We start from the raw sequence: 12058 nt of genomic DNA on the forward strand, positions 1-12058 counted from the left end.
CTACTTTCTCTTCAGCAGCGCTTGACCGGCGCGGATGCGCGTGCCCTCCGTGATGCCGTCGCAGAACGTGAAATCGCCGGGCGCCAGGATGATGATGGTCGAGCCGTGCTCGAACCAGCCGAGCTCCTCGCCTTTGATCACGTTGACGTCGCAGGGAAAATTGACGGGGCCATGGGTCTGCGCGTTCAGCACCATGTCGAGAAAGTGCAGGCGGATGCTCGCGACCAGGATGGCGGCGACCGGCACCAGCGTCACCGCCTCGCCGGTCGGCAAATGCGTGCGAATGACCGCGCGCTCGTTCTTGCAGAACAGCCGCTCGACGCGCTTCAGCGCGATGGGGTTGACGTTCCAGACGTCGCCATGGATCAGCGTGACGCGCTCGATATGCGCATCATAAGGCGCGTGGAAACGGTGATACATGCTGGAGGTCAGCCGCAGCGTGACGAAGCTTCCGTTGCGGTGCTGGTCGACCAGGGCGGAATCGCCGACGAGATCGAGCAGCGAATAGGGCGCACCTTTGACCTGAAACAGTTCGGTGTCGGCGATCCGGCCATGGGCGCCGACAATGCCGTCGGAGGGGCTCGCGACCACGGCCGGGTCCGGATCGAACGGCCGCAGATCCGGCTTGAGCTCCCGGGTGAAGCAGTCATGCAGACTCTTGAAACGATCTTTTCGCGCCTCCGACAGATCGAGGTCGGAGAACAGCTTCCACAGCGCGATCGAGAAGTCCCGCACAAACGGGTTCTCGATCTTGGAGAACCAGCCCATGAAGCGGGTCAGGGCCGCGCGCGGGATGCGGTTGGTCAACAGGAAGTTGAGGTCTTCCTGCTGGGTGAAAGAGGCGATGAGGGCTTTGACTGTCATGAATCTGTCAGCTCGCAGGGTTAGCGCTTGTTGTCATGGAAACGACACTCCCGATTCTCTCGATGTCCGTGGCCGCCGCAGCGTCCGCTGCCGCCGCCTTCCCGAAGCTCAAGGCGCGCATCGAGCTCTCCCGCGCCAAGCACCGCTCGCTCTCCGGGCACTCCAAGATGTCGCGCCGCGTGGCGCGGCTGATCCCGTTCTACGAGTTCGGAAACGACGACTACTTCTCCTGCGATGGCGCGCCGGCGAACATCGCGGCTCAGCGCAAGGAGGGCTTCTTCCGCCTCGCCGGCCTCTACGCCGAGCGCTATCCCAGGGGACGCGCGATGACGAAGGAGGCCGCGGAGAGGATCTCCGATCTGAACTTCACCGAGAGCTACCGCGTGCCGTTCCAGTTCTCGCGACTGGTCCGCGAGCATCTGGGCACCTCGACTTTCATGGAAGCCTCGCGCGGCGTCACCGTCACGGATATCGACGGCAACAGCTTCTACGATCTCACCGGCTCCTACGGCGTCAACATCTTCGGCAACGACTTCTACAAGGAGTGCATCGAGGGCGCCGAGAAGCGGGCGCACGCGCTCGGCCCCGTGCTCGGCCCCTACCATCCCGTCATCCTCGACAACGTGCAGCGGCTCTGCCGAATCTCGGGCCTCGACGAGGTCTCGTTCCACATGTCCGGCACCGAAGCCGTGATGCAGGCGGTGCGACTCGCGCGCTACCACACCAAGCGCACGCATCTCGTCCGCTTCGCCGGCGCCTATCACGGCTGGTGGGGCGACGTGCAGCCCGGCGTCGGCAATCCAATTCCCGCGCACGAGACCTACACCCTCGCCGAGATGTCGGAGAGGACCCTGCACGTGCTGCGTACCCGCAAGGACATCGCCTGCGTGCTGGTCAACCCGCTGCAGGGCCTGCATCCGAACGCCAATGCCCCCGGCGATTCCTCGCTGGTCGATTCCTCCCGTGGCGGCAATTTCGACCGCGCGGCGTACACCGAGTGGCTCAAGAAGCTGCGCGAGGTCTGCGACCAACGCGGCATCGTGCTGATCTTCGATGAAGTGTTCGTCGGCTTCCGTCTCGCCGTCGGCGGTGCCCAGGAATATTTCGGCGTGCGCGCCGACATGGTGACTTACGGCAAGAGCCTCGCCGGCGGCCTGCCGGTCGGCGTGGTCTGCGGCAGACGCGAATTGATGCGCCGCTTCCGCGACGACCGTCCCGCCGACGTCTGCTTCGCCCGCGGCACCTTCAACTCGCATCCCTACGTCATGACGGCGATGGACGAGTTCTTGAGCCGCCTCGCCAGCCCCAACTTCCGCGCCGTCTATGACGGGCTGGAGGAAACCTGGAACGGCCGGGTCCAGACGCTCAACCACATGATGAGCGATGCCGACCTGCCGGTGCGGTTCGCCAACTTCTCCTCGATCTGGACGGTGAAATACACCACCCCCTCCCGCTACAACTGGATGCTGCAATATTATCTGCGCGCCGAAGGCCTGGCGCTGAGCTGGGTCGGCACCGGCCGGCTGATCTTCAGTCTCAACTACACCGACGCCGATTTCACCGAGGTCGCCGAACGCTTCGTCCGCGCGGCCCAGAAGATGAAGGCTGACGGTTTCTGGTGGCACGACGGCGCGCTCACCAACAAGAGCATCAAGCGGCAGATCCTGAAAGAGATGCTGGCCAAGCGGTTCGGGCGTTGAGGCCGATTCTTTCCACATAACCACTGTCATTCCGGGGCGATGCGAAGCATCGAACTCCGGTGCGCAATTGCGCACCTGAGAATCTCGAGCTTCCGGGTTCGGTCCTACGGACCGCCCCGGAATGACGGCGCTTGAGGCGCCCCCACACACGTGGATGCCCGGGACGAGCCCGGGCATGACGCCAGCATCAGACATCAGAGTATCGGATATGTGCAGTGCGCTCAGGCGTGCTGCTCTTCGAGCGTCGGCTCACCGATGAGGCCCAGCGTGTGCTCGGGGTTGAGGTGCAGGCCGGGGTCCATCAGCTCGCCGCGCATCAGCGCGAGCGGAGCCTTGCGATAGAGCATCAAATCATGGAACGGATCGGTCAGGATCTTGGTCATCCAGACGAGACCGGTCTCGACGTCGCGGATGAAGAACAGGTGCACGGTACGGAACAACAGACCGCCGCCACCGACCAGGAGCCAGATCTTGGCGACCTGCCGCATGAAGTCGGTCGCGCTCGCCCAGGGCGTGAACAGGCCGAACAGCGTGGGATCGGCGAACAGCACCAGCGGCGAGAGCGCCCAGATCGCCATCAGCACCACCTTGCGCTGAAGGTTGTAGCCGACCTTGATCTCTTCCTTGTGTTCGTGCGTCGCCTGGTTGATGTGGTCGTAACCGCGCGGCTCGAAGAAGAAGTGACCGGCCTGGCGCGAGGTCATCGAGACCAGCCAGCCGACCAGCGCGGACACTACGGGGTCGATGAACAGCCAGACATAGGCAAAGAGAAAGCTCAGCGCGCTGACGAAGTGCAGGCTCTGATTGATGCGGCTGTGGTGATAGTAGCGATGGTCGTCCCAGCGCTGGATGCGCAGCTGCTCGAGATAATTCTTGATCATGCTCTTCCCCAAGATGCTTTCGGGTACGGGATTTAAACGGATTCGATGTAGGCCGTGTGACATCATCATTTTGTCATGTGACGATGTGCAGCGGCGCGATGACGCACGGTTACTCTCCCCCCTCACCCTGAGGCGCTTGCGCAGCAAGCGTCTCGAAGGGCGAGGCCCGTCTGCGGCAGGCGGGCCTTCATGGTTCGAGACGGCGCTTGCGCGCCTCCTCACGAAGAGGGGCAACAGCGATGCTACGCCGCCTTGGCGATGTCGACCTTCCGGAAGCGCACCAGCGAGAAATGGCCGAGCGGCGGAATCAGACGGCGCTCGGCAAGCTCGATGCCGCGGGCGCCGGCCAGCCACCTCGCATAGCGCGACCAGGCGAACTCGGCGGTGCGGAAGCCGAGCGGACGCACCACCGGCTGCAGCTTCTGCTCGATGAAGCGGCGCATGCCGGTATCGGCGCTGACGCGGGTGAGGATGATCAGCTCGCCGCCCGGGCGCAGCACGCGGACGAATTCGTCGAGCGCCTTCTCCGGATTGGGCACTGCGGTGACGACGTATTGCGCCATGACGACGTCGAAGGAATTGTCGGGGAATTCGAGCTTCTCGGCGTCCATCACCGCGAGGCCCTCGACGTTCTTCAGCTTCTGCTCGCTCACGCGGCGGCGCGCCTTGTCGAGCATCGCCTCCGAGATGTCGGTGCCGAAGATGCGCAAGTTCGGCGCGTAGAGCGGCAGCGAGATGCCAGTGCCGACGCCGACCTCGAGCACCCGGCCGCCGATCTTGTTGGTGGCCGCGATCGCCGCCTGCCGGCCCTTGGCGAAGACGCCGCCGAACACGAGGTCGTAGACCGGCGCCCAGCGGTCATAGGCCTGCTCGACCGTGCCGCGGGTGAGGTCGAGCTGCTGGGTGCCATCAAGGTTCATGATCTTAGCCATCGATGAGGTTCTCGCTGTGGTTCAAATGGACGATCAACCGCGCACCGGCCGCTGCGCCATGCGAGGCGAGGCGCGCAAGGTGCGGCTGGGCTGAAGTGAGGTGAGATTGCCGACGAACTGGCGCGCGCTGTTTTCCCAGGAACGCTCCAGCGCGAAGTTGCGGCAGGTCTGGCGCGACATCGTGAGCGCGCGCAGGCACGCGGTGCGCAGATCATGGTCGATCGCGCCGATCTGATGATCGGCGATGACGTCCTTGGGGCCCGTCACCGGGAACGCCGCAACCGGCGTGCCGCAGGCCAGCGCCTCGAGTTGCACCACGCCGAAGGTGTCGGTCAGGCTGGGAAACACGAAGACGTCGGCGGCGGCAAGATGCGCGGTGAGATCCGCCCCCTTCTTCTCGCCGAGAAAGACGGCGCCGGGATATTTCTTTTCCAGCGCAGGCTTCTGCGGGCCGTCGCCGATGACGACCTTGGTGCCGGGCAGGTCGAGCGCGAGGAACGCTTCGAGATTCTTCTCCACCGCGACCCGGCCCATCGTCATGAAGATGGGACGTGGCAGGTCCAGAGCTGCCGGGCTCTCGGGATGGAACAGCTCGGTGTTGACGCCGCGCGTCCAGAAGCCGAGCCGCCTGAAGCCACGTTCGGACAGCTCCTGCCGCAGCGAGGGCGTCGCCACCATGATCATCGCGGCGGCATCGTGGAAGTGGCGCAGCACGGCATAACCGATGCTCGCGGGGATGCCGGTCCGCACCGAAACATATTCGGGAAAGCGCGTCGTATAGGATGTGGTGAAGGCAAGTCGGTTGCGACGGCAATAGGCCCGCGCGGCCCAGCCGATTGGGCCTTCGGTCGCGATGTGCAGCGCCTCGGGAGCGGCCTTCTCGATCCGCCGTGCGATTTCCCTGAAGCTCGGCAACGCGATGCGTAGGCCCGGATAGGTCGGCAGCGGCCATGACGGAAAACCGTCCGGGGTCAGGAAGTCGATCTCGACATCGAGGGCCTTGGCCGCGCTCGCCAGCGAGGTCAGCGTCCGCACCACGCCGTTGACCTGCGGATGCCAGGCGTCGGTCGCGATTAATACCCGCATGGGAAAATCCCGAGAGTTTGATGATTCTCGGTTTCCGACCATCAACGAAGGATATTTCAGGCGTATGACGTCACAGAAGTGTCGGCGCTCTGTTTTGTTCGTTAACGGGCCCGCGCGGCCACGAAACTGTCATGAAACAATTCTTGCCGCCACGAAGCCGTTTTCGGTTTTCCACGCAAATGTCCCGAAATGTTTTGCCGTTAGTGATCACCCCAACGGAGCACCGAAACGGTGCCGCGGTGATCAACAACACCGAGCAAACAGGGGCGATCAATGATCAATCTTGACACGTTCAAGAACTATTCGCGCGCCATTGCGATCAGTGCAGTCGCGATCTCTGCAATCGCGTTCGCAGATACAGCCAACGCTGCGCCGGTGCAGCTCTTCCCCTTCGTCCAACCGCTGCCGCCGATGACGGCGCCGCAGCCGCTCCAGCCGTACCAGCCCTACCAGACGATGCCTTATCAGGCCGCGCCGTCCGAGGATCAGGACGCGGTCGAGATGCCGGCCCGCTTCCGCCGCCAGACCGTTTCCTATGCAACGCGGGAAGCGCCAGGCACCATCATCATCGATACGCCCAACACCTATCTCTACTACGTGCTCGGAGGCGGCCAGGCGCTGCGCTACGGCATCGGCGTCGGCCGTGACGGCTTCACTTGGTCCGGCATCCAATCGGTGAGCCGGAAGGCCGAATGGCCGGCCTGGACTCCGCCGCCGGAAATGATCGCCCGCCAGCCCTATCTGCCGCGCCACATGGCCGGCGGCCCCGGCAATCCATTAGGGGCCCGCGCCATGTATCTCGGCAGCACCATCTACCGCATTCACGGCACCAACGCGCCCGAGACCATTGGCAAGCACGTCTCGTCGGGCTGCATCCGCATGACCAATGACGACGTCACCGACCTCTACGCCCGCGTCAATGTCGGCACCAAGGTGATCGTGCTGCCGATGACGGAGCGGCGAGCCGAGCTTGGAGTTGCGATGCGCTGAGCGACAGGACATTGTGACGCAAACGGCCCCGGAACCCACCGGGGCCGTGTTCGTTTGCCCTCGACATCCCGAAGCGCGCTTGCTGCAGCGCGATTGCATGGAGGCGCAGATGCAAGCACGCACGCAACGTTCGTCAAGCGCATGGCTGCTCGCAATCGGCACGGGGGCATTGACGTTGCTCTTGTCACCGCCTCTCTCGCGCGCGCAGCAGCCGGCGAGCGACGATGCAGCCCAGCAGGCCTTCAACAATTCCTGCCGCACCTGCCACTCCATGAAAGAGGGCGACAATCGCCTGGGTCCCAATCTTAACAAGATCGTCGGACGCAAGGCCGGCGCGCTGCCGAACTACAATTACTCGTCATCGATGAAGGAAGCCGGCTTCATCTGGGACAAAGACAAGCTTACCCGCTTCATGGTCAAGCCGGACGAGGTGGTGCCGGGCAACAAGATGCAGCCCTATGGCGGCATCTCGGCCGAGGAAGCGGCCAAGGTGGTTGCCTATCTGCAGGCGGCTTCGCAGTAACGACCTAGGCTAAGCGGGTCGTTCTTGTTTGATGTCGGTCATCGTGGCCATCCTTCGAGACGCCCGCCTGCGGCGGGCCCTCAGGATGAGGGCGGAGTGTGGCGGCCCGCCGTTCCCTACGAAGCGCTTGCACCGAGGCGAAGATGCCGGTTAGCCTCATCCTGAGGAGCGCGCTTGCGCGCGTCCCCAAGGACGAGGCGTTCACACTGGGCGGTCCGTTACCGCTCACCGCCGCGCCTTCGCTCCGCAATCAATCTCAGCCACGCCGCGGAATGAAACGCGCTCATCAACAGATACATCGGAACCATGCCAACGAGCACGGATCCTTGTCCGGCGGAGCAGAGCATGTCCGCCGCACCGCCGCCAAGCGCGGCCGTCAGCAGGGCCATGATCGCGAAGGTCGGCGTGGCCGCCAGCCCCAACCATCGGGCGAGGTGACGCGCGGCCGCGACACTGTCGCGGTTGACGCTGGCGGCCGCGCTGGCGGAAGCAGTCATTTCCGTTCTCCCGCAGCCTCCTTGCGAAAAGCCTTCTCGCCGGCGGTCGAGATCTCGACCCACTTCTCGTCGGGCGCCGCACCTTCCGTGTAGCTGTCGTGCCAATTCCACCATTTGTAGGTCGGCGTCTGCGGATAGCCTTTCGGCGAATCCTCCCAGACCTCCTGGCGGCCGAGCGGCGTGATGTCGAGATAATTCCAGGTACCGCCCATCTGCTCATCGCCCCGGCTCTTGACGAAATAGGTGCGGAAGACGCGGTCGCCGTCACGGTAGAACACGTTCGTCCCGTGCCATTCGTCAACGCCGAAATCAGCATCGAAGCTGTCGGTGATGGTGACCCAGGGCATGATCCAGCCCATCCGCTGCTTCAGCCGCGCGATATCGGCCTGCGGCGCGCGCGAGGCGAAGACAAGGGTGGTGTCGCGGGCATTGAGGTGCGCGACATGGGCGACCTGGTCGGCGACCATGGAGCAGCCCCGGCACGCATGGTCGGGCCAGCCGAACACCCCCGGCTCGAAGAAGGCGCGGTAGACGATCAATTGCCGCCGGCCCTGGAATAGGTCGACCAGACTGAGCTTGCCGCCGGGGCCCTCGAACGCATAGGTTTTGTCCACCGCCATCCAGGGCATGCGTCGCCGCTCGGCGGCCAGGGCATCGCGGGCACGGGTATGCGCTTTTTCCTTCACGAGCAGTTGCAGACGGGCTGCCTCCCAGTCCTGCGGCGACACCACGGGTGGTGTTTGCATGGCGGAATGTCCGTTCGTCCCTGCGTTCTCAACTGATGTCATCATGGCTCTCCAAACCTCTTGCCTGGGCGATCATTCCGCATTTCGTTATGACAGACGCGGAACCCCTCGCCCTTCACCGCACATCGTCGGTCGTAAACTGTTTCTGGCATCTCGCGGTTGCGGGGTGGGAGTAACAAGTGTGGCGGGATTTGAATGGAATCGCTGATCACGGCCGCGGCGCGCGCGCTCGAGGCGGGCGATCCGCTCGGTGCGCTGAACCGCGTTGCGCTGCGCAACGACGCACCGTCGCTGGCACTGCGCGGCATCGCGATGGCGCAGCTCGGCGATTTCGCCAAGGCCAAGACGCTGCTGCGGAGCGCGGCACGTGCCTTCGGTCCGAGAGAGGCGGTGGCGCGCGCAAGATGCGTCGTTGCCGAGGCCGAGATCGCGCTGGTCTCGCGCGACCTGAGCTGGCCGGCGAAGACGCTCGCAGCGGCGCGCGCGACACTCGCAAGGCACGGCGATCTCGCCAATGCCGCCCATGCCGGTCACATCGAGGCTCGCCGCCTTCTTCTGCTCGGGCGCCTCGACGAGGCCGAACGCACACTGGCGGAGCTCGGCGCGGGCCCTCTTCCGCCGGCATCTCAGGTCGTCCGTGAACTCGTGATCGCCGGCATCGCAATCCGGCGGCTCAAAACCAAAGATGCGCGCGCGGCGCTCGACCGCGCCGCCGACGCGGCACGGTCGGCTGGGATTCCAGCGCTCACGGCCGAAGTCGAAAGCACGAACCTCGTGCTCGACACGCCCGCGGCGCGCCTGATCGCACGCGGCAAGGAGCATCCGTTGTTGCTCGGACAGGTCGAAGCGCTGGCCGCGTCTCAAGCGCTCGTCGTGGACACGTTCCATCACACCGTTCGCAGGGGAGGCATCGTCGTGTCACTGGGAACGCGGCCGGTGCTGTTCGCGCTCGCCCGCCCCCTGGCGCAGGCGTGGCCCGCGGACGTGTCCCGAGAGGCTCTGATGACCGCCGCGTTTCACGCCAGGCACGTCGATGAATCGCATCGCGCCCGGCTGCGGGTCGAGATCGGTCGGCTTCGCGCCAAGCTCAAGCCTCTTGCCGATGTGAGCGCGACCAAACACGGCTTTGCGCTGACACCGCGCAAGACGCGACAGGTTCTGGTGCTGGCGCGGCCGGTCGAGGAGAAGCACGCCGCGGTGCTCGCCTTCCTGTCCGACGGCGAACCCTGGTCGAGCTCGGCGCTCGCGCTGGCGCTCGGAACGAGCGCCCGCACCGTGCAGCGGGCCCTCGACGACCTGGCGCGATCACACAAGGTGCAGTCCTTCGGGCATGGCCGGGCGAAGCGTTGGATGACCCCGCCCATCCCGGGTTTCCCGACAGGCTTGTTACTCCCCACGCCGCTCCTGAAGACGTAGGGTGAGGTCACATCACAGGGATCGAGCACATGAAGCGTACAGCCGCCGAGATCATCGAGGAGTATGGGCCTTTCGCGGGCGTCGAAGCCGTTCATGGTGTCACCTATGACGGCAAACATGTCTGGTTCGCGTCCGGCGACAAGCTGAACGCGGTCGATCCGGCCGACGGCAAGATCGCGCGCTCCATCGATGTCGCCGCGCATGCGGGAACGGCGTTCGACGGCCGGCACCTGTTCCAGATCGCCGAAGATCGCATCCAGAAGATCGACGCCGCCACCGGCAGGGTGCTCAGCACCATTCCGGCGCCCGGCGGCGGTGGGGATTCCGGATTGGCCTGGGCCGAAGGCTCGCTCTGGGTCGGGCAATATCGCGAGCGCAAGATCCATCAGGTCGATCCCGAAACGGGAAAGGTCCTCCGCACCATCGAGAGCAAGCGCTTCGTGACCGGCGTGACCTGGGTCGATGGCGAGCTCTGGCATGGCACCTGGGAGAACGAAGAGAGTGACGTGCGGCGGATCGACCCTGATACGGGCAAGGTGCTCGAGCAGCTCGACCTGCCCGCCGGGACGATGGTCTCAGGTTTGGAGTCGGACGGCGGCGATCGCTTCTTCTGCGGCGGCGGCGGTCGCGGCAATGTGAGGGCGGTCCGCCGTCCCCGACGCAGCTAGCCTCGCGATGACGGTTTGAACGCGCGGCAACGGGGCGTTCGCAAGCCGTTAACCTGTTCGCCCCAATTCCACCCCACCTGTGCGCTCTAGCGCCCTCCTCGCCGGCCCTGTAAAAACCCGTCGGGGCGGCTTGGGGGATTGATGCGACTAACGTTGAATCTGAAGACGATCCTGATCGCCGTCGCAGTGCTCGTGGCGTCGTTCTTGATCAGCCTCAAGGCCATGGACTTGCTGTCGCCGCGCGTGACCAATTCGGCGCCGACGGTTGCGCAACTGCCGCCGCTGCCGCCGGCCTCGAAGAGTTCCATCGTGATCGCGCCGGTCGCGATCGCGCTGTCGGTGATCCGCGAGCAGGCCGAGAGGGCTTCGCCGCGCAATTTCGCAGGGAAGGCCGACAACCCGATCTCGCAGATCCTGGAGAACGCCGACATCGGATGGACGGCGGCGCGCGGACCGATGGCGGCAACAGGCGACAAGGACGTGCTGACGCTGTCGACGCCGCTCACCGGCAGGCTGAACGTGACGGGATCGCTGTCCTCGAAGGCCACCGGTGCGCTTGGCGACGCGCTCGGCAGTGTGCTCGGCGGCGACGCCGCGAAACGGATCGGCGCGGTCAACATCAAGAACCTGAACGCCAGCGCCGAAATCAAGGGTAACGTGGTCATCACCTCGCGCCCCAAGCTCGCGGCCAACTGGTATCTGGAGCCCAATCTCGGCGCCCAGGTCATTCTCGGCGACACCAACGTTGCCGTCGCGGGCGCCAAGGTCAACGTGCCGGCGCAGGTGAAGCCGCTGATCGACAAGAATGTCGGCGAGCAGATCAACGCCGTCTCCGAACGCATCCGCAACGATCCCTCGCTGCGGGAGAATGCCAGGGCGCAATGGGCCAAGGCGTGCCGCTCGATCTCGCTGCAAGGCTCGGGCTCATCGGCCGCACTGCCGCCGCTCTGGCTCGAGATGAAGCCGGTGCGCGCAATCGCGGCGCAGCCGCGCGTCGATGCGCAGGCCGTGACGCTGCTGCTCGGCCTCGAGGCCGAGACACGCGTGACCTCGACGCCGACCAAGCCGGAGTGTCCGTTTCCCGACAAGATCTCGATCGTGCCGCCGACCGGCACGGGCGTGAACATCGGCGTGCCGATCGACGTGCCCTTCACCGAGATCAACAAGCTGATCGCGGCGCAGATGGTCGGCCATACCTATCCCGAGGACGGCTCCGGCCCGGTCGACGTCACCGTCAAGACCGTCAACGTGACCCCCTCGGGCGACCGCCTGCTGATCTCGCTGCTGGTGCGCGCCAAGGAGAAGAAGAGCTGGTTTGGCCTCGGCGCCGAGGCGACCGTGCACATCTGGGGCCGGCCGATGCTCGACCAGGCGCAGCAAACGCTGCGGCTCGCCGACATCCAGCTCGCGGTGGAATCCGAGGCGGCGTTCGGCCTGTTAGGAGCCGCGGCGCGTGCCGTGGTGCCGCAGATGCAGCAGGCCCTGCTGCAGAAGGCGACGCTCGACCTGAAGCCGATCGCCGCCAACGCCCGCGAGAAGATCGCAGTCGCGATCGCCGACTACCAGAAGAGCGAGGATGGCCTCAAGGTCGAGGCCAAGATCGACAGCCTGACGCTTGCCGACATCGCCTTCGATTCCAAGACCCTGCGCGTCGTCGCCGAAGCCGGCGGCTCGCTGAAGGTGGTTGTGACGAAGCTGTCGGGGATGTAGCCCGCCTTTGCTCACCGGGTCCGTGCGCGTCTTCGCTTGCACCGC

12 protein-coding genes are annotated in these 12058 nt (G+C 65.1%); 6 read left to right on the forward strand and 6 right to left on the reverse strand.

All coding sequences use genetic code 11. The annotated features are described in order from the left end of the window. On the reverse strand, nt 1-864 hold the full coding sequence (asd, locus tag IVA98_RS23950; protein ID WP_247306785.1) for an archaetidylserine decarboxylase: 864 nt from the start codon (nt 862-864) through the stop codon (nt 1-3). Between the two features lie 35 nt (nt 865-899). On the opposite strand from asd, the gene IVA98_RS23955 reads away from it, so the two are divergent. Continuing rightward, complete coding sequence (locus tag IVA98_RS23955; protein WP_247306803.1) at nt 900-2564, forward strand: aminotransferase class III-fold pyridoxal phosphate-dependent enzyme; 1665 nt, start codon at nt 900-902, stop codon at nt 2562-2564. Between the two features lie 221 nt (nt 2565-2785). Here the strand turns inward: IVA98_RS23955 and IVA98_RS23960 are convergent, their stop codons facing one another. From IVA98_RS23960 to IVA98_RS23970, 3 genes are all read right to left on the reverse strand, one after another. Further along, a complete protein-coding gene (locus tag IVA98_RS23960; protein WP_247306805.1) occupies nt 2786-3445 on the reverse strand; it encodes a hypothetical protein in 660 nt (219 codons plus the stop codon). A 242-nt stretch (nt 3446-3687) separates the two neighbouring features. Next, nucleotides 3688-4377, reverse strand: a complete 690-nt coding sequence (locus tag IVA98_RS23965; RefSeq protein ID WP_247296116.1) for a class I SAM-dependent methyltransferase — start codon at nt 4375-4377, stop codon at nt 3688-3690. A gap of 33 nt (nt 4378-4410) precedes the next feature. After that, nucleotides 4411-5463, reverse strand: a complete 1053-nt coding sequence (locus tag IVA98_RS23970; RefSeq protein WP_247355638.1) for a glycosyltransferase family 4 protein — start codon at nt 5461-5463, stop codon at nt 4411-4413. A gap of 273 nt (nt 5464-5736) precedes the next feature. On the opposite strand from IVA98_RS23970, the gene IVA98_RS23975 reads away from it, so the two are divergent. Beyond that, complete coding sequence (locus IVA98_RS23975) at nt 5737-6453, forward strand: L,D-transpeptidase (RefSeq protein ID WP_247296110.1); 717 nt, start codon at nt 5737-5739, stop codon at nt 6451-6453. Between the two features lie 109 nt (nt 6454-6562). Next, nucleotides 6563-6976, forward strand: coding sequence for a c-type cytochrome (locus tag IVA98_RS23980; RefSeq protein WP_247296108.1), 414 nt, complete (start codon nt 6563-6565; stop codon nt 6974-6976). A gap of 218 nt (nt 6977-7194) precedes the next feature. On the opposite strand, the gene IVA98_RS23985 is transcribed toward IVA98_RS23980, so the two are convergent. Continuing rightward, a complete protein-coding gene (locus IVA98_RS23985; RefSeq protein ID WP_247296106.1) occupies nt 7195-7473 on the reverse strand; it encodes a hypothetical protein in 279 nt (92 codons plus the stop codon). Then, the gene (locus IVA98_RS23990; RefSeq protein WP_247296104.1) at nt 7470-8264 is read right to left on the reverse strand and encodes a DUF899 domain-containing protein; all 795 of its coding nucleotides are present in this window, start codon (nt 8262-8264) and stop codon (nt 7470-7472) included. The genes IVA98_RS23985 and IVA98_RS23990 overlap by 4 nt, the downstream gene beginning before the upstream one ends. 150 nt (nt 8265-8414) lie before the next feature. Here IVA98_RS23990 and IVA98_RS23995 point away from each other — a divergent pair, with 150 nt between their 5' ends. The 3 genes from IVA98_RS23995 (at nt 8415) to IVA98_RS24005 (ending at nt 12013) form a co-directional block, all read left to right on the forward strand. Continuing rightward, nucleotides 8415-9635 (forward strand): helix-turn-helix domain-containing protein, encoded by a 1221-nt coding sequence (locus IVA98_RS23995; protein ID WP_247355639.1) that lies wholly within the window; start codon nt 8415-8417, stop codon nt 9633-9635. Between the two features lie 29 nt (nt 9636-9664). Next, a complete protein-coding gene (locus IVA98_RS24000) occupies nt 9665-10303 on the forward strand; it encodes a Vgb family protein (protein WP_247296100.1) in 639 nt (212 codons plus the stop codon). A gap of 141 nt (nt 10304-10444) precedes the next feature. Then, complete coding sequence (locus IVA98_RS24005; protein ID WP_247355640.1) at nt 10445-12013, forward strand: DUF4403 family protein; 1569 nt, start codon at nt 10445-10447, stop codon at nt 12011-12013. Nucleotides 12014-12058 lie beyond the last annotated feature (45 nt).

Source organism: Bradyrhizobium sp. 160 (assembly GCF_023073735.1).
Classification (GTDB): Bacteria; Pseudomonadota; Alphaproteobacteria; order Rhizobiales; family Xanthobacteraceae; genus Bradyrhizobium.

Bases quoted from the DNA above. Each gene is read 5' to 3' on its own strand.
- asd (WP_247306785.1), bottom strand. From the start codon at position 864: ATGACAGTCAAAGCCCTCATCGCCTCTTTCACCCAGCAGGAAGACCTC.
- IVA98_RS23955 (WP_247306803.1), top strand. From the start codon at position 900: ATGGAAACGACACTCCCGATTCTCTCGATGTCCGTGGCCGCCGCAGCG.
- IVA98_RS23960 (WP_247306805.1), bottom strand. From the start codon at position 3,445: ATGATCAAGAATTATCTCGAGCAGCTGCGCATCCAGCGCTGGGACGAC.
- IVA98_RS23965 (WP_247296116.1), bottom strand. From the start codon at position 4,377: ATGGCTAAGATCATGAACCTTGATGGCACCCAGCAGCTCGACCTCACC.
- IVA98_RS23970 (WP_247355638.1), bottom strand. From the start codon at position 5,463: ATGCGGGTATTAATCGCGACCGACGCCTGGCATCCGCAGGTCAACGGC.
- IVA98_RS23975 (WP_247296110.1), top strand. From the start codon at position 5,737: ATGATCAATCTTGACACGTTCAAGAACTATTCGCGCGCCATTGCGATC.
- IVA98_RS23980 (WP_247296108.1), top strand. From the start codon at position 6,563: ATGCAAGCACGCACGCAACGTTCGTCAAGCGCATGGCTGCTCGCAATC.
- IVA98_RS23985 (WP_247296106.1), bottom strand. From the start codon at position 7,473: ATGACTGCTTCCGCCAGCGCGGCCGCCAGCGTCAACCGCGACAGTGTC.
- IVA98_RS23990 (WP_247296104.1), bottom strand. From the start codon at position 8,264: ATGATGACATCAGTTGAGAACGCAGGGACGAACGGACATTCCGCCATG.
- IVA98_RS23995 (WP_247355639.1), top strand. From the start codon at position 8,415: ATGGAATCGCTGATCACGGCCGCGGCGCGCGCGCTCGAGGCGGGCGAT.
- IVA98_RS24000 (WP_247296100.1), top strand. From the start codon at position 9,665: ATGAAGCGTACAGCCGCCGAGATCATCGAGGAGTATGGGCCTTTCGCG.
- IVA98_RS24005 (WP_247355640.1), top strand. From the start codon at position 10,445: ATGCGACTAACGTTGAATCTGAAGACGATCCTGATCGCCGTCGCAGTG.